Source organism: Nostoc sp. NMS7 (assembly GCF_017115085.1).
In the GTDB taxonomy this organism is placed as follows: Bacteria; Cyanobacteriota; Cyanobacteriia; order Cyanobacteriales; family Nostocaceae; genus Nostoc.
The window spans coordinates 15,908-32,367 of the sequence record NZ_JABXKJ010000193.1 but is presented as its reverse complement, the minus strand read 5'-3'; the positions used below and the strand labels follow the sequence as shown (position 1 = coordinate 32,367).

General features: G+C 39.4%; 16 protein-coding genes. 12 read left to right on the top strand and 4 right to left on the bottom strand.

The annotated features are described in order from the left end of the window. The 4 genes from chlG to HWQ38_RS21765 form a co-directional block, all read right to left on the bottom strand. Complete coding sequence (chlG, locus tag HWQ38_RS21780; protein ID WP_292797656.1) at positions 1-1,047, bottom strand: chlorophyll synthase ChlG; 1,047 nt, start codon at positions 1,045-1,047, stop codon at positions 1-3. 5 nt (positions 1,048-1,052) lie between these two features. Next, positions 1,053-1,235: a hypothetical protein gene (locus HWQ38_RS21775; protein ID WP_292797654.1), complete on the bottom strand. Its 183-nt coding sequence runs from the start codon at positions 1,233-1,235 to the stop codon at positions 1,053-1,055. Positions 1,236-1,244: 9 nt separating this feature from the next. After that, positions 1,245-2,345 (bottom strand): ArsA family ATPase, encoded by a 1,101-nt coding sequence (locus HWQ38_RS21770; RefSeq protein ID WP_292797653.1) that lies wholly within the window; start codon positions 2,343-2,345, stop codon positions 1,245-1,247. A 120-nt stretch (positions 2,346-2,465) separates the two neighbouring features. After that, positions 2,466-2,657 carry a DUF2862 domain-containing protein gene (locus HWQ38_RS21765; RefSeq protein ID WP_292797652.1) on the bottom strand — a complete coding sequence of 64 codons (192 nt, stop codon included), beginning with the start codon at positions 2,655-2,657 and terminating at the stop codon, positions 2,466-2,468. Positions 2,658-2,948: 291 nt separating this feature from the next. On the opposite strand from HWQ38_RS21765, the gene HWQ38_RS21760 reads away from it, so the two are divergent. The 12 genes from HWQ38_RS21760 (at position 2,949) to rfbC (ending at position 16,427) form a co-directional block, all read left to right on the top strand. Continuing rightward, a complete protein-coding gene (locus tag HWQ38_RS21760; RefSeq protein WP_292797650.1) occupies positions 2,949-3,683 on the top strand; it encodes a Uma2 family endonuclease in 735 nt (244 codons plus the stop codon). Positions 3,684-4,054: 371 nt separating this feature from the next. Then, positions 4,055-4,903 carry an ABC transporter permease gene (locus HWQ38_RS21755; RefSeq protein WP_292797690.1) on the top strand — a complete coding sequence of 283 codons (849 nt, stop codon included), beginning with the start codon at positions 4,055-4,057 and terminating at the stop codon, positions 4,901-4,903. A 168-nt stretch (positions 4,904-5,071) separates the two neighbouring features. Next, positions 5,072-6,424 carry an ABC transporter ATP-binding protein gene (locus HWQ38_RS21750; protein ID WP_292797649.1) on the top strand — a complete coding sequence of 451 codons (1,353 nt, stop codon included), beginning with the start codon at positions 5,072-5,074 and terminating at the stop codon, positions 6,422-6,424. After that, positions 6,412-6,927, top strand: coding sequence for an acyltransferase (locus HWQ38_RS21745; protein ID WP_292797648.1), 516 nt, complete (start codon positions 6,412-6,414; stop codon positions 6,925-6,927). The genes HWQ38_RS21750 and HWQ38_RS21745 overlap by 13 nt, the downstream gene beginning before the upstream one ends. 26 nt (positions 6,928-6,953) lie before the next feature. Next, positions 6,954-8,588: a class I SAM-dependent methyltransferase gene (locus HWQ38_RS21740; RefSeq protein ID WP_292797646.1), complete on the top strand. Its 1,635-nt coding sequence runs from the start codon at positions 6,954-6,956 to the stop codon at positions 8,586-8,588. After that, positions 8,585-9,631 carry a glycosyltransferase family 4 protein gene (locus HWQ38_RS21735; protein ID WP_292797645.1) on the top strand — a complete coding sequence of 349 codons (1,047 nt, stop codon included), beginning with the start codon at positions 8,585-8,587 and terminating at the stop codon, positions 9,629-9,631. Before HWQ38_RS21740 ends, HWQ38_RS21735 begins: the two co-directional genes overlap by 4 nt. Continuing rightward, positions 9,628-10,929, top strand: a complete 1,302-nt coding sequence (locus tag HWQ38_RS21730; RefSeq protein ID WP_292797644.1) for a glycosyltransferase — start codon at positions 9,628-9,630, stop codon at positions 10,927-10,929. The genes HWQ38_RS21735 and HWQ38_RS21730 overlap by 4 nt, the downstream gene beginning before the upstream one ends. Before the next feature lie 406 nt (positions 10,930-11,335). Beyond that, positions 11,336-12,307, top strand: a complete 972-nt coding sequence (locus HWQ38_RS21725; protein WP_292797643.1) for a GDP-mannose 4,6-dehydratase — start codon at positions 11,336-11,338, stop codon at positions 12,305-12,307. 8 nt (positions 12,308-12,315) lie between these two features. Further along, positions 12,316-13,497, top strand: coding sequence for a glycosyltransferase family 1 protein (locus HWQ38_RS21720; RefSeq protein WP_292797641.1), 1,182 nt, complete (start codon positions 12,316-12,318; stop codon positions 13,495-13,497). Continuing rightward, the gene (locus HWQ38_RS21715) at positions 13,497-14,591 is read left to right on the top strand and encodes a glycosyltransferase family 1 protein (protein WP_292797638.1); all 1,095 of its coding nucleotides are present in this window, start codon (positions 13,497-13,499) and stop codon (positions 14,589-14,591) included. The genes HWQ38_RS21720 and HWQ38_RS21715 overlap by 1 nt, the downstream gene beginning before the upstream one ends. A 95-nt stretch (positions 14,592-14,686) precedes the next feature. Continuing rightward, a complete protein-coding gene (locus HWQ38_RS21710) occupies positions 14,687-15,763 on the top strand; it encodes a glucose-1-phosphate thymidylyltransferase (RefSeq protein WP_292797635.1) in 1,077 nt (358 codons plus the stop codon). A 118-nt stretch (positions 15,764-15,881) separates the two neighbouring features. Further along, on the top strand, positions 15,882-16,427 hold the full coding sequence (gene rfbC, locus HWQ38_RS21705) for a dTDP-4-dehydrorhamnose 3,5-epimerase (RefSeq protein ID WP_292797632.1): 546 nt from the start codon (positions 15,882-15,884) through the stop codon (positions 16,425-16,427). Positions 16,428-16,460: the final 33 nt, after the last annotated feature.

The window sequence follows — 16,460 nt, the reverse complement described above, 5'->3', positions numbered from 1 at the left end:
TTAAACGCCAGCATGACCCAGTGCTAAACCAGTGACGAGCATTCCTAGAACAAGGAACGGTTGGGCGCTGGCTTGGTATTTAACATCATTCTTCACAGGATCGCGCAGAAAATACATATCCTGCAAGGTGATTTGCGGGATGATTAACAGTACTAGTATTGCGGCGTACAAATTCTCATGGATGCTGACGAGATAAGCTGCGATCAATCCTTGAAAGACATCAATCGTCACTACACAAATCCATGCCGCAGTGGTGATACCAAACATTACGGGTAATGACTGTAATCCTAGCTGACGATCACCTTCTACACTCTTAAAATCATTGACAATGGCAATACCCAATCCAGCCAAGCTGTAAAACATTGTCAAAATTACAATTGTGGAATTGAGATCACCAAACAAAGCGTGTCCTGTAGACCAAGGTAGGGTAATATAGCTTGCACCCAAGGCGTAGCTGCCTAGCCAGCCGTTTTGCTTGAGTTTCAGGGGAGGTGCAGAATAAATGTAGGCGATGAAAGAACCGATGATTGCGATCGCTGTAATTGTCGGAAATTCATCACCAGACCACACATCTAGCACAAATGCCAAACTAATGCCAGCAATCAGTAATACCCAAATCTGAATAATTACCTGGGGTAGGGGAATTGCCCCAGAGGGAATCGGGCGATAGGGTTCATTGATCGCATCAATTTCGCGATCGTAGTAATCATTGAGGATTTGGGTGTAACCTGTCATCAATGGCCCAGCCAATAACATACAGGTTGCTACCTTCAACACATTTTCCAGTGTCCAGGTATAGTTACCAGAAGAAGCCGCACCACAAACTACGCCCCAAATTAGGGGAATCCAGGTAATCGGCTTCATTAGCTGCAAACGAATTTTCCAAATTGAAGTTTCCCCAGACGCTGCACCTTTCATCCCCAACAGTTGCCTAGTTTTCGCGCTGCTAGAGGCAGATGCAATCGCTTGCTCATTGGGATTATTTACTACTGAGTCTAGCGCCTCAGATGGATTGGGATCTGGGGTAATGGGAGTTGATTCTGACATAATATTTACTGATTAATAGGGCATTGGGCATTGGGAATGGGGCATTGGGAATAGGGTATTGGGAATGGGGCATTGGGAATGGGGCATTGGGCATAAGTTATTCCCCTTTGTCCCCCTTGTCCCCCTTGTCCCCTTTGTCCCCCTTGTCCCCCTTGTCTCCCTTGTCCCCCTTGTCCCCCATTCCCCACTCCCGTAACTTAAAAGGAAATTATCAAATAATTATTCTGAAACTTTGCTCCAGCAACGGGTCTGCCACTCAGAGCCGGGGGTAAGGGAATATTCCGTCGCTGATCTCCTGCTTCTACTGTTACTTCTGGCCCGTATTGGGTGAGTTTGACTTGCTTTTTGTCAAAACTTGGCAAGAATAAGCGTACTTGACGATTGTGGATGTCTATCTCAATTGGTTTGGGAGCCTGTAACGCTTCTGCTTCAAAGTTGGGTAGGGCATCTATCAGTGGTTGCCAGTCACCTGTTGGCGAGTCGGGAATGACGCTCACTCTTAGGGGTATAAATTCCTCTGACAGGTTGACGTTTGTCTCACTCGACACAAGTAGAACACCACCTACAGTTAAACCGATTTGTTGAGCGCTACCCCACAAATAACGAGCATTTGCTACCTCAATGGGATCTCCAGTAGTCACCAAGAAAGCAGCCAAACGCTTGGGATCAGCAAGAGCGGTTCTCCCCTTTTCTAAGAAATTATTGACTTGATTAGTGGGGCCGGAAAAGTTATCTGCCGTCCAGTTGATATTGAAAAAGCTGCTAATCAGTGGTTGAATCAAGGGCGATTCCGTAATCGTCTTTCCCAAATCGGAGTTGACAAACAATTGCCGAAATCGCCGCACATACCAACTGAGAGATTCTGGTAAACCCAACATTCGCAACGTTAAAGAGTCACCCGTGCCATCGTAGACGATCGCATCATATTTGCCACTAGCATCATATTCGCGGATCGCATTCAGAGCTAGGGCGCTGTCCATCCCCGGCAATACTACCAGTTCTTGACCAAAAACGTCTTTGAAGATGGGCGTGCGGAGATATTGCGCCTCAAGTTTCTTCGCTTCGTCCCAGTTGCGTTCTAGTAGTACAGATGCTTGAAACTGGACTGCTTGCAAATTGGGAGCAATTTCCTGGGGATCGGCAGCAATGGGAGTACCCAGCAGAATTGGTAATGCTGGTTCTGGATGTCCTGCTAGAAGTACGCGCTTGCCTTGACTTGCCAATAATTTGGCGGCGGCGATCGCAATTTTGGTACGAGCGGTGCCGCCTTTGCCCAAAAATGTCAATATTAGAGCCATTACTTGATTCCTATTTTCACCGCCTTTGTTTTTCAACTCCAACTTAGCACTCAATAAAGACTCTGAGCCTGTGCTTTCAAGTTCAGATATTAAGAAAAACCCGGTTCTGAGTTATTCCGACTACACAGGTTTGATTTCATCTTCAAAAAACCAAGTGGAATAATTGTCTTCAAACAGTACTACTACACCAATTCCAGCACCATCGGTGACTTTGTAGCCTTGGATGATACCCACTTGTCCGAGTTTTTTCACAACGGGGGCAGAAACGCGATCGCGCAAACGAAATACTTTAACCTTTTGTCCGATTTCCATACCTGATTTCAAATAAACCAAGTCTCAGTGTAGCGGAATCCGTGACTCTGCTTTGACAAATTCCGGGGAGATCAGGGAGAAAATTTCAAACTTCTAACTCCTGAGCTTACAGCTTAAAATTAAATCAACAACCAAACTCTTATATACCCAATGTTTGTCACAGCGCAACAGGCATTTGAGGCGCAATTGCGGTTGGAACAAGAATAGATGCGATCGCAACTATTGGCGGAACATTTGCGATCGTTAGGAGTTAATCCAGATAGTTTGAGTTAAGCAACAAAGGTAGTAGTTATGTATCAACCAATTCCACCCCGTCCGCCCCAAGAAACCATGCCGACGATGTATGATTTACCTAGCGAATTAGTCGGGGAATCAGGTTTGCCAGACGAATTTCATTGCATTCAGGCGGATTTACTCAGTGAAACTTGTCAACCTCCCAACTATTCATCTGAGGAAATTTTAGTTGCTAGTGACTTGAACCTTTACTACGACCCCCGCCATACTTTGTGGTACAAGCGTCCTGATTGGTACTTAGTTTTGGGAGTACCTAGTGCTAGTCAACAACAAGACCTACGCTTAAGTTACGTCGTTTGGCAAGAGGGAGTTGATCCATTTTTAATCGTGGAATTACTTTCCCCAGGTACTGAACAAGATGACTTGGGACAAAAATTAAGGGAGATAAATCAACCGCCGACGAAGTGGGAAGTATACGAAGGGATTTTGCGTGTTCCCTACTACGTTGTTTATGACCGTTATGAAAATAATCTCCGCGCCTTTCGACTCACTGGCACTAGTTATGAGCCAATTTCCCTAACAGAAAACCGTTTCTGGCTGGACAAGTTAGAACTAGGATTAGGACTATGGCAGGGTACTTATCAGCAAACAACAGGTTTGTGGTTACGTTGGTATAATGCCGCAGGTTGGGTGCCAACCTTGGCAGAACGAGCTGAACAAGAGCGCCAACGGGCTGATAAATTAGCAGAATATTTGCGATCGCAGGGAGTTGATCCAGATAACTTGAGTTAAGCAAAAACTCGCATCCTTAACAAGCAAAGCAGGCTTGCAAACAGAAGTTATATTTATAGTAAAAATACACTTGACAATAGCCGATTGATAGTATAGTAATGAAGATAATTTCAAGAGAATTTTCTCGTGATCATAGATTCTAAAAGCAGTAAAGGGATTTTCAACAAATAAATTATTTAATCTTTTGGGGTGGCTATCCTATCCGCCCACAGCCAAAGGCAGTTGAGACACCCACCTTACAAGAAGTAGTGGGATATTTTTTATTTTAAATTCCCTAAAAAAGGAACTTTCATAAATATAATACTTCTGTGAGAGCAATTAGGTGAGTGAATAGTGAGTTGTGAGCGAGGAAGCAGAAATTGTTGCCGACAATGCGGGGAGTTGTACGTAAGCTAGGGAGATGGAGGGGGATTTTGCCCATAAATGGACAGTTGTGGGTGAACTTCGACTTACTGAGAACTCTAGTACGCCGAGATTTAGAGGCGCGTTACAAGGGTTCTGTTTTGGGCAACTTGTGGCCTTTGCTAAATCAGCTATCACAATTATTTATTTATACTTATGTGTTTTCCACTGTCCTGAAGGTGAAGCTGACTACTCTTAAGGGTTTACCAGCAAATGATTTTACCTTTGGTTTGTGGCTATTTGCAGGGTTACTTCCTTGGATTGCTTTTACAGGTGGTCTAATGCAGTCCGCTAATTCGGTACTAGGACAACCGAATTTAGTTAAGAAGGTGGTGTTTCCTCTCGCTTTGTTACCCCTAGTGCCAGTTTTGTCAACATTCATTGAAAGTTCTTTCGGTTTAATGGCATTGATTTTTTTCGTGGCGGTAACTTCTCATACTTTACATACTACCTTGGCGCTATTACCCTTGGTCTGGCTAACCCAGCTATTGCTAACAGCAGGGTTGGGCTATTTAGCAGCAGGATTAACAGTGTTTTTGCGAGATATCCCGCAGACTTTAGGATTGATTTTAAATATTTGGTTTTATGCGACACCGCTTGTCTATCCAGCAACAGCAATTCCAGAGGAGTGGCGGAATTTGGTATTCTGGTTAAATCCAATAGCAGCGATTGCTGAAGTTTATCGTGACATAGTTTTAGTTGGCGAGGTGAAGCATTGGGGTGAATGGGGAGTTGCTTGTATGGTAGCAACAATTATATTTTGTTGTGGTTTTACAGTTTACAAGCGTTTGCGTCCAGCTTTTGCCGATGTATTGTAATCAAGGTTTATAGCTTAACTGCTCTGAAGACCAGCAAATACTAATGTGAACTGTATAGTAGATAGCGATATGATTCGACAAAAAACCGAAATTTTAATCATCTAATTAATTATTAATTGATAAAGTTGTACCGTGTCAAGTTCGTTAGTAGTTTAAATAAACAATGTTATGGGTGAGGAGATTGCAATTTCGCTGAAGAATATCTCAAAGTGCTACAAGCAGTATGCTCGTCCAGTAGACAGGCTCAAAGAAATTTTACTACCTAGTAAGAGCCAGGCTTATGAGTTTTGGGCATTACATAATATTAACTTGGAAATTCCTAAAGGAAAGACATTAGGAATTATTGGTCAAAATGGTTCTGGTAAAAGTACATTGCTACAAATCATTGCTGGAACCTTAACACCAACTACAGGCGAGGTATGGGTTAACGGTAGAGTTTCAGCCTTACTCGAATTAGGTAGCGGATTTAATCCCGAATTTACTGGCAGACAAAATGTATTTTTTAATGGGCAAATTTTAGGATTAAGCCGAGCAGAAATAGAAGAAAAATTTGACAAAATTGCTTCCTTTGCTGAAATTGGCGATTTCATGGAGCAGCCAGTCAAAACATACTCTAGTGGTATGTTTGTTCGTTTAGCATTTTCAGTAGCAATCAACGTTAAACCAGAAGTTTTAATTGTAGATGAATCTTTAGCAGTAGGCGATGGTATCTTTGTCCATCGTTGCATGGCCAAAATTAGAGATTTTCAAGATGCTGGAGGAACAATATTATTTGTCTCTCATGATATAGGATCTATTTCACGCCTATGTTCAAAAGCTATGTGGATTAATCAAGGGATTATTGTAGACACTGGACAACCTGCTGAAGTATGTAAACACTATCAAGCATGGGTGCATGAAGAAGTAAATAAAAGAACTACTATAAATTTGGATTCAAATAATAATGATAATATTCCTGCGAGTGAAGAAGAAATTGATTTGGCTAAAATCACCATTAAAGAATTAAATCCGTTTACGAAAAAGCCGTATATGGCTTTTTATGGATTTGAAAGATTTGGTACAGGACGTGCAGAAATTGAGGATATCTCTGTGTTGGATAGTGAGGGGCAATCTATTAAGTTGGTTTATCCTGGAGATGTATTAAAAATTAGAATCACGACATTCAGATACGATAAAGTTAGAAAACCAAATGTTGGCATAGCATTACTGGATAGATTGAGAACTGTTTTATCAGGATGGAGTACAGAACTCTTAGATAAAAATTTTGCTAACTACTGGCTATCTAAATCAGAAATAGGAAGAGCAACAGTTGATTTTGAGTTTATTTGGCCTCACTTGGCTGGTGGAAATTATGCCTTAGATATCGCATTTGGAGATGGAACACACGAAAATTTAGAAATGCTGGACTGGATTCAGAATGCCATAGTTATACAAGCAGCAGTGAATGATTTGGTAGAAGGAGTCTTTCAAGTATCTGGCAGGAAGATAAGACTCTACGAGGAATCACTATGTACAAAATAATTAAAAATTCTTTGAAATCTCAGATCGAAAGCTGGATAAAATTATATTTTGATACTTACCTCAGACAATCTCTAACGCAAGGATATTTCGATCAGCGCATCAAAGATGTAAATTTAAAACAATACTTGGTTTTTGGAGAACCTCAAAGACTAAAATTGTCACAAACATGCATTGTAAATAATGCATTGTTTAACTTATCTTCTGGAAATATAGTAATAGGAGAATATGTTTTTTTTGGGCATAATGTTAGTGTAATAACTGGAACTCACGACTATAGAAATTTTGGGTTAGAGAGGATGCACAATTTTCCAACTGAAGGAAATGATATTGTAGTTGAGGAAGGGGCTTGGATCGCAAGCAATGCCACCATAATAGGCCCTTGTAAAATTGGTAAAAATTCTGTCGTAGCGGCAGGCGCAGTTGTGAAATGCGATGTTCCTAGTTATCATGTAGTAGCAGGAATTCCAGCAAAAATAGTTAAAGAAATAATCCCGTCAAAGTGAAAATTTTATATATTTTGAAAATATAAATGATGATTGAAGCAAACAATCCAGAAATTAACGTTGAGGAATTAATACAAAAGATTTGTAACGAAGTGGCTAAACGTCAAGTTAAATCTCAGCCACTAGATTCAAAATCTAATTTCGACACATCAAACATGATATTAAATATTAGCTATATTGAAGCTTTGCTTAGAAATGCAGAGTCTCGGTCATGTATTCGGACAAAGTGGCCTGATAAGCTGAATCGCTTTCCTTTTAAATTTAACACTAAGTTACAAAAATTTATTTTGAGAGCGATTAATTTTATTTTTAAAGATCAACGAGAAGTCAATTTCAATCTAATTGATTCTCTAAAAGAGTCTGTAGCGCTGAATCGCCAGCTAATAGAGCAAATCACCACTTTAAAGGTGCAAATGGATGAGCGCCTGGATACTCTGGATGGAAGCGTCCAAAGAATAGATAACAGCTTTAACAGTATTGATACTTTAGTTAATAGTTTATCAACTAATATTCAACAGCGCTTGGATGCTATGAATATTAGAGTACAAGGAATAGGTGAGCATTTAGGTGTTGTAGATACTCAAATGCAAGGAATAGGTGAGCATTTGGGTGTTGTAGATACTCAAATGCAAGGAATAGGTGAGCATTTGGGTGTTGTAGATACTCAAATGCAAGGAATAGGTGAGCATTTGGGTGTTGTAGATACTCAAATGCAAGGAATAGGTGAGTATTTGGGTGTTGTAGATACTCAAATGCAAGGAATAGGTGAGCATTTGGGTGTTGTAGATACTCAAATGCAAGGAGTAAATGAGCGTCTTATTAGTACAGACACTCGTATCCAAACAAGAGATGAACTTTACATCAGAAACGATAGCTACCTGAAAAATGACCTAATGCAGCAGAAGCGTCTAATAACAATGTTTCTAGAAGAGGCAAGGAAACGTTTACCGGAACCTTTTAGTCAAGAGCAATTAAAAACTTTTATCAATGAAGATATACATTTTTTAGATGCTTTTTATGTTGCTTTTGAGGAGAAATTTAGAGGTAGCCGTGAAGAAATTTTAAGTAGGTTAAAAGTTTATTTACCATTGATTGAACAAGCAAAGGTAGGCACACCTGAATCCCCAATTTTAGATGTGGGTTGTGGGCGGGGTGAATGGCTAGAACTTCTCCAAGATTCAGGATACATTACTAGGGGTTTGGATATTAACAGAGTAATGATAGAGCAGTGCCGAATTAGAGGACTAGAGGTTATAGAAGGAGATGTAATTAGCTATTTGCAATCTTTGCCAGATGCTAGCTTGGGTGCAGTAACTGGTTTCCATATCATTGAACACTTAGCATTTGAGGTATTGCTAAAGTTATTTACTGAGACTATGAGAGTGCTTAAGACAGGAGGATTGGTGATTTTTGAAACACCAAATCCAGATAATATCTTAGTAGGTAGTAACACATTCTATTTAGATCCGACACATCGTAATCCACTGCCAAGTTCTATGATCACATTTGTGGCAGAATCATTTGGTCTATCCAAAGTTAGATGTATTAAGCTTCATCCTGAAACTACTCAACCTAGATTAACTGGGTCGGAACTGGCTGAACGTTTCAGTGATTACTTTTATGGGCCACAAGATTATGCACTTGTAGGATTTAAACCATGAGAGTATTGATAGTTACGACTCAAGTTCCCTTTATTAGAGGAGGTGCAGAGATACTAGCAGAAGGTCTTCTAAAAGCTATATCTGCTGCCGGTCATGAAGCCGAGATAGTTGCAATTCCCTTTAAATGGTATCCTCCACAGCGGATTCTGGATCATATGTTGGCTTGTAGATTGTTAGACCTCTCAGAATGTTGTGGTCAAGCAGTAGATAAAATTATAGGTTTAAAGTTTCCTGCATACTTAATACCTCACCCTAATAAGGTTATGTGGCTTTTGCATCAGCATCGCACAGCTTATGATTTATGGGATACAAATTATTGTGATTTAATTACATTTCCCAATGGACTACAGGTTCGTGAAGCAATTATTAATGCTGATAATCAAGCATTAAAAGAATATAAGTCTATTTATACTCTTTCTGGAAATGTTTCTCGAAGATTAAAGAGATTTAATCAAGTAGATTCTATCCCGATTTATCACCCTCCTCAAAATTCCGAGCTTTTCTATTGTGAAGATATAAATGATTATCTGTTTTTTCCCAGTAGGCTTACACCTATCAAACGACATGAACTTGTAATCAAAGCCCTTGCAGAAACAAAGAATCCTGTAAAGGTATTGTTTGCAGGTAAACCAGATACAGAAAGTTATGGTGAACACTTAAAGGATTTGGCTAAAAAATTAAATATTGCCAATAGAGTAGTTTTTTTAGGTGAAATTAGTGAAGAAGAAAAAATTATAACCTATGCAAAAAGTATAGGAGTTATTTACCCACCTTTGGATGAAGATTATGGTTATGTCACTCTGGAAGCAATGCTAGCGTCTAAACCCGTTATTACTTGTACAGATTCAGGAGGTTCCTTAGAATTTATCCGTCATGAAGAAACGGGTTTATTTGCTGAACCTACTTCTACATCTCTAGCCGCAGCGATGGATCAATTATGGGAAAATCGCTCTTGGGCACAAGCTCTTGGTAAGGCAGGACGAGATTATTATCATAGCCTCAGCATTTCATGGTCTACAGTTGTTCAAAAGCTAGTCTCATGAAAATTAACTGGTTTTCCCCACTATCGCCTACAAAGTCCGGCATTGCTGAGTATACATCTCAATTGATTCCTACGTTGCAAAAATATGCTGAAATTGTGCTGTGGACAGATCAACAGCACTGGAGTTCATCTTTGGAGAAGTACGCCATAGTGCGTCATTATGATTTGCCTAATATTCCTTGGGTTGAAATTAACCAAGCGGATTTAAATGTGTATCATATAGGCAATAATCCAGACTTTCACTTCGCAATATGGCAGGTTAGTCGTCAATGCCCAGGTTTAGTTGTTTTACATGATATTAGATTACAGCACTTTTTTGCTAGTATTTATCTACATCGAGAACAAAAGTCGAATCTAGATGCTTATTTATTTCAGATGAAAAAATACTACGGGATTCAGGGTGAGCAAGCAGTCGGGAAATTCTTGAGTGGTAATATTTCAATTGAGTTCATGAGTGAATTCTATCCGCTAACATTTTTAGCTTTAGAGAATGCAGTTGGAGTTGTCACACATACAAAAGTGGATTTCCAAACTATTAAGCAAGAGAAGCAATGGTTTGTCGGCTATGCGCCACTACCGTATATAAGTGAATGGCAAGCAAATCCACAAAGTAAAAATAATAAAGCACCCTATCGCTTAATTGTATTTGGCTATATTGGTGCCAACCGTGGATTAGATTTTTTGTTCAAGGCATTATCTAGCTTACCTGAAAAAAATAAGTTTTTCTTAGATATATATGGGCAAGTTTGGAATAAAAATTATATTGAGGAACAAATTAAACTATTAGGACTTAGTAATCTAGTAAAACTACATGATTTTGTTGCGGATGCTGAGTTAGACTTGGCTTTGGCAAATGCTAATTTAGCCATTAATCTACGCCATCCGACTATGGGAGAAGCATCACTGAGTCAACTTCGGATTTGGAGTCACGCACTTCCTAGTCTAGTTACAAAGGTTGGTTGGTATGCAGAACAATCGGAAGACACTGTTGCATTTGTGCGTCCAAATTATGAAATTGAGGATATCCAACAGCACCTCAAAAGTTTTTTGGCGAATCCCCAATTCTTTACAAAAATAGGAGAAAATGGTCAGCAGCTTTTACAAAATAAACATAACCCGGAAATTTATGCTCAGGCGATCGTTAGCTTTGGAGAAAAGATTCAAAGGTTTAGATGTAGTGTATTAGCGTATAAGTTGGTAGACAAGATAGGAGAAGAATTAAGTAATTGGATGGATTACAAAACCTTGGATATGCAGATAAAAAAAGTTGCAGAAGCTATATACTTTATTAGTAATTAACTTCTTGCTAAACTATGAATTAAATTTGAAAAAATCTAACAATTAGAATCAGGTATACTTACTAATTTTCGCAGTTTAGATTAAAAAGCGGAGTTTAGCAGATAGAGGCTTTTTTGAATATCTTGAAAGAGTTGGAACTGGGGATTTTTTCTGCCTGATTTTTGCATTATCACTTATGCTCTGCTGGTCGAAATTCTTCTTTTAATTGGATATCTCAATGGTTCTCAAACTTATTTTCTGACCCTAATGGCATGACACAGCTAAATTGGTGCATCAGAGGAACAGCCTAAAGCTTTGATAAAACTTAAGTTACCTTCATTAAAATTTGTACTACTTTAGTCGTGTCATGCCACTATAACTAATTACCCCCGTATCTGAGTACTTAGGTTTCTCAAAGGTTATTACTGTGACCAAAAAAGCTTTCATAACAGGTTTAACAGGACAGGATGGTTCCTACCTTGCCGAACTCCTCCTATCAAAAGGCTACCAAGTCTTTGGCCTAGTCCGTCGTTCCAGCACCAGCAATCTAGAACGTATCAACCATTTATTTAACCAAATTCAAATTTTATCTGGCGATCTTTTAGACCAATCCTCTTTAATGGATGTGATTGCCGAAGCTCAACCTGACGAAATTTATAATCTCGCCTCTCAAAGCTACGTTCCTCTGTCTTGGACACAACCTGCTCTCACTGCTGAATATACAGCCCTCGGTGTCTCTCGCCTCTTAGAGTCTATTCGTCGTTGCAAACCAGATGCCAGATTCTACCAAGCATCTAGTAGTGAAGTTTTTGGTCAACCTGACGAATCGCCCCAGACTGAACGTACTGCTTTTCGTCCCCGGAATCCTTATGGTGTTGCCAAAGCTTACGCTCATTGGATGACTGTCAACTATCGGCAAAAATACAACCTTTACAACTGCTGTGGTATTACTTATACTCACGAATCGCCTAGACGTGGGACAGAATTTGTATTTCGCAAAATCACGCACGCAGCTGCTCAAATTAAACTGGGTTTGGCAAATGAACTAAAATTAGGCAACCTAGATGCCCGTCGTGACTGGTGCTATGCCAAAGATGCTGTTTACGCTATGTGGCTGATGTTGCAGCAAGCACAACCTGATGACTATATCATCGCCAGTGGTGAAACTCACTCTGTCAGAGAACTGGTTGAGTGTGCTTTTAACTGCGTTGATCTAAACTGGCAAGATTATGTCTCAGTTGATCCCGCTTTTTATCGCTCTGATGAATCAGTGCAGTTAGTTGGTTCCATTAATAAAATTAAAACGGAGTTAGGTTGGCAGCCTCAGTACTCATTTGAGCAATTGGTTGAGGTTATGGTTGATTATGACCTGAAAAAATTGAGCAAAAACGGAGCCTAAATATTCTGATGCTAAAAATTATAGTTGATGCCACCCCAGTATTTCCAAAACCTAGTGGGGTTGGCTTTTATGTTGCTAATCTAATTCGCTCACTTAATGCTTTACAGTTTCAAGAAGAGTTTCAACTGGGTATTGCCTATCAACCAGGCCTTAAAAATTGGCTTCTAGGCAAAGTAGCTGTACCTAATTGTTTAAATGAATATTCTCATATTTATATACTGCCTATACCTGTCAGAGTCTCGGATTTATTATTGACATCAACTCAAGTTTCAAATTTATTTCTATATTATTTTCAAACATACTTTGAACAATGTTTTGATTACCCAAATATATTACATGGTACAAATTACTCTGTTTATCCTTGTAATAATAGTCTAAAGGTAATGAATATATATGATTTAACTTTTATTAAATATCCAAATTATATAGATTCAGTTGTAAAAAGATATGCGGAAAGAGTCAAACGATGTTTACAATGGACAGACATAGTTTTGACAATTTCAGAAAGTTCTAGAAAAGACATTATTGAATATTTAGACGTAGATCCCAAAAAAGTCTATGTTACTCCTTTAGCTAGTCGCTATAGTCCTAATTATTTATCTGATAAAAAAAATATTGCGGCTTTAGAAAAGCAGGTTAATTACGATTTTTCAAAACCGTATCTACTTTTTGTTAGTACAATAGAACCGAGGAAAAATATTAATGCTATTATCTATGCTTTTAATTTATTAAAGAAAAAATGCAAAATTGAGCATCAATTAATATTAATTGGTAAAAAAGGTTGGAATTACGATCCAATATTTGCTGACATCGAGAGTTCACCTTGGAAAAGCCAAATTCATCATCTTGACTACTTATCTGATGAATTAGTAGCATTATTTTATTCAAAAGCTGATGTTTTTGTTTATCCATCTCATTATGAAGGGTTTGGTTTACCCGTATTGGAAGCAATGACGCTAGGCGCTCCAGTCGTCACTTCTAATACTTCGTCAATACCAGAAGTTTCAGGAGATGCTGCTATATTGATTGACCCCAATGATCCTGTTCAACTAGCCGAAGCTATCCTGAAAGTAATCAGTGATTCCCAGTTACGCCAAGAATTAATTAATAAAGGGAAAGCCAGAGCAAAATTATTTTCCTGGGAAAGAACGGCAAAAGAAACATTAAACGCTTACAGAACGATTATTTAATGAAAATAGTAGATAATACCTCTGCCAAACAATTAATTATTAACTTATCTATTCTCTTGTCTCAACCAACGGGTATAGGCAACTATGCTCAAAACCTTTTTCCTTATTTAAAATCTTTTCAACCCACTCTATTATTAGCGCAAAAATATCCAGATTTTGACTGCTATCCAATCCCGTCAAACTTAACGCCAGACCACGGCACAAAAGGTCATTTGAACCGCCTACTCTGGACACAATTTCAATTACCAAAAATCTATAAAAACCTCAAATCGAGTCTCTTATTCTCCCCGCTACCGGAAGCACCCCTTTATAGCAACTGTCGTTTTGTGGTGACATCTTTTGACATGATCCCGTTGCGCTTTGGCAAACGCTTCTCACCACTCACACCCTACCACCGTTACTACACTCCCCAAGTCCTTAACCAAGCACAACACATTATTTGCATTTCCCAGACTACGGCTAAAGACATCACCGATTTTTACCAAATTCCCGCCAGCAAAATTACTCCGATTCCTCTAGCGCACGATCGCACTCACTTCCATCATCTCAACCTCCCCACCCGCAACTACTTTCTCTACGTTGGACGCCAAGATCCCTACAAAAACATCCAGCGACTCATCAGTGCTTTTGCGGCGTTACCTAACTGCAAAGACTATGAACTATGGTTAGTCGGGCCAATTGATTCGCGTTACACCCCAACTTTAAAAGTGCAAGTTGCAGAATTGGGTGTAACTAATCAGGTAAAGTTCCTCGACTATGTACCGTATAGCGAACTACCAAAAATCATCAATCAAGCGATCGCACTTGTTTTCCCCAGTCTATGGGAAGGTTTTGGTTTACCTGTCCTGGAAGCAATGGCTTGTGGTACTCCCGTTATTACCTCCAATCTCTCCTCATTACCAGAGGTTGCTGGCGATGCGGCGATTTTGATTAATCCTTACAACACCGGAGAAATTACAGAGGCAATGCAGGCGATCGCAACTGATTTGGAATTGCGATCGCGCCTTTCTAGCCAAGGTATTATTCACTCTCAACAATTTAGTTGGGAAAAAACAGGAAAAGCAACAGCCGAAGTTTTATCCCGTTACTTATAAAAGATAAACTAACGCCATTTAAATGCAAGGATTTAGGATTTTGTCAAGATTTCAGATTATCTTGACTAATGACTTATAACTAATCCGAAATCCTGATGAAAGCATTAATTCTCTCTGGCGGTAAAGGTACACGCCTACGTCCCCTCACCTACAGTGGAGCAAAACAACTTGTACCAGTTGCTAATAAACCTGTTTTATGGTATGGAATTGAAGAAATGGTTGCTGCTGGGATTACTGATATTGGCATCATTATCAGCCCGGAAACTGGGGCAGAAGTCCAAGCAAAAACCGGAAATGGAGAATACTTTCGAGCGAACATCACCTACATCATCCAAAACCAGCCACTTGGACTTGCCCACGCCGTCCAAGTCGCACATCCCTTTTTAGGAGATTCTCCCTTTGTCATGTACTTGGGCGACAATCTAATTCAACTAGGTGAGTTACATTACTTTCTGCAACAATTTAGCCAACAGCAGCCAGATGCTTTGATTCTTTTACGTGAGGTTGCCAATCCTAGCGCCTTTGGTGTGGCTCAGGTAGATGATAAAGGACGGGTATTACAGTTAATTGAAAAACCCAAAGTTCCTCCTTCAAATCTGGCATTGGTAGGGGTTTATTTCTTTTCTCATATCATCTTTGATGCGATCGCAAATATCCAACCTTCCAGCAGAGGCGAACTAGAAATCACTGATGCTATTCAATACTTAATTAATCAAAAAAAGCAAGTTTTAGCCTACAATCTCCCAGGTTGGTGGCTAGACACTGGTAAAAAAGATGACTTATTAGAAGCTAACCGATTAATTCTCGACACCTATCTGACAACATCAATTGTCGGCGAAGTCGATGCCCAAAGTCAGATTATTGGACGAGTCCAAATCGGTGCAAAATCTAAAGTAATTAACTGTACAATTCGGGGGCCAGTAGTCATTGGTAGCAATTGTCATTTAGAAAACTGCTTTATTGGGCCTTCTAGTAGTATTGCTAACAATGTCACACTCATTGATACCGATTTAGAAAACAGTGTAATTTTAGAAAGTGCTAAAATTGCCGGAATCCATCAGCGTATTATTGATAGCGTAATTGGGCAAAGGGCACAATTGACTATTGCACCTCGTCGCCCCAAAGCCTTGCGATTTCTGATTGGTGATGACTGTCAAATTGAACTAACGTGATTTACTGATTAAAAAGAGGACAAGCGATCGTCAAAGGTTGAACACAGTGCCTGTAAAATATAAATGCAAAATTCATCTCATAATCAGAACACTGCGGCACATCCTATAAATAATCTTAATGAGCATTGTACATACCAAAATTCCCGAAGTTTTACAATTTCAACCCCAAGTATTTGCAGACGATCGCGGTTTCTTTTTTGAAGCTTACAACGATCAAAAATTTGCTCAAGATACACGTATTGTTACGAACTTTGTCCAAGATAACCACTCTTACTCCAAACAAAATGTCCTGCGTGGATTGCACTACCAAATTCAACAACCCCAAGGTAAACTGATCCGGGCTGTTGTCGGCACTATCTTTGACGTAGCCGTAGATATTAGAAAAAGCTCTCCTACCTTCGGTAAGTGGGTAGGTTCTGAACTTAGTGCTGAGAATAAGCGCCTACTGTGGATACCACCAGGGTTTGCTCACGGCTTCCTCGTGCTTTCAGAAATAGCTGAAGTTCTGTATAAAACTACAGATTATTACGCACCCCAAAGCGATCGCACAATCCTATGGAACGATCCAGATTTAGCTATAGATTGGCCTCTGAGTGTGCCACCAATTTTATCAGTTAAAGACCAAGCAGGTAAACCTTTGAGAACTGCTGAAATATTTGATTAAGCTTGATAATTGCATTAGGTTCAAGAACTAATC

Excerpts from the sequence above, each read along its gene's own strand:
- HWQ38_RS21730 (WP_292797644.1), top strand. The coding sequence starts at position 9,628 with ATGAAAATTAACTGGTTTTCCCCACTATCGCCTACAAAGTCCGGCATT.
- HWQ38_RS21750 (WP_292797649.1), top strand. The coding sequence starts at position 5,072 with ATGGGTGAGGAGATTGCAATTTCGCTGAAGAATATCTCAAAGTGCTAC.
- HWQ38_RS21755 (WP_292797690.1), top strand. The coding sequence starts at position 4,055 with ATGCGGGGAGTTGTACGTAAGCTAGGGAGATGGAGGGGGATTTTGCCC.
- HWQ38_RS21760 (WP_292797650.1), top strand. The coding sequence starts at position 2,949 with ATGTATCAACCAATTCCACCCCGTCCGCCCCAAGAAACCATGCCGACG.
- HWQ38_RS21745 (WP_292797648.1), top strand. The coding sequence starts at position 6,412 with ATGTACAAAATAATTAAAAATTCTTTGAAATCTCAGATCGAAAGCTGG.
- HWQ38_RS21765 (WP_292797652.1), bottom strand. The coding sequence starts at position 2,657 with ATGGAAATCGGACAAAAGGTTAAAGTATTTCGTTTGCGCGATCGCGTT.
- HWQ38_RS21710 (WP_292797635.1), top strand. The coding sequence starts at position 14,687 with ATGAAAGCATTAATTCTCTCTGGCGGTAAAGGTACACGCCTACGTCCC.
- HWQ38_RS21735 (WP_292797645.1), top strand. The coding sequence starts at position 8,585 with ATGAGAGTATTGATAGTTACGACTCAAGTTCCCTTTATTAGAGGAGGT.
- HWQ38_RS21770 (WP_292797653.1), bottom strand. The coding sequence starts at position 2,345 with ATGGCTCTAATATTGACATTTTTGGGCAAAGGCGGCACCGCTCGTACC.
- rfbC (WP_292797632.1), top strand. The coding sequence starts at position 15,882 with ATGAGCATTGTACATACCAAAATTCCCGAAGTTTTACAATTTCAACCC.
- HWQ38_RS21720 (WP_292797641.1), top strand. The coding sequence starts at position 12,316 with ATGCTAAAAATTATAGTTGATGCCACCCCAGTATTTCCAAAACCTAGT.
- chlG (WP_292797656.1), bottom strand. The coding sequence starts at position 1,047 with ATGTCAGAATCAACTCCCATTACCCCAGATCCCAATCCATCTGAGGCG.
- HWQ38_RS21715 (WP_292797638.1), top strand. The coding sequence starts at position 13,497 with ATGAAAATAGTAGATAATACCTCTGCCAAACAATTAATTATTAACTTA.
- HWQ38_RS21740 (WP_292797646.1), top strand. The coding sequence starts at position 6,954 with ATGATGATTGAAGCAAACAATCCAGAAATTAACGTTGAGGAATTAATA.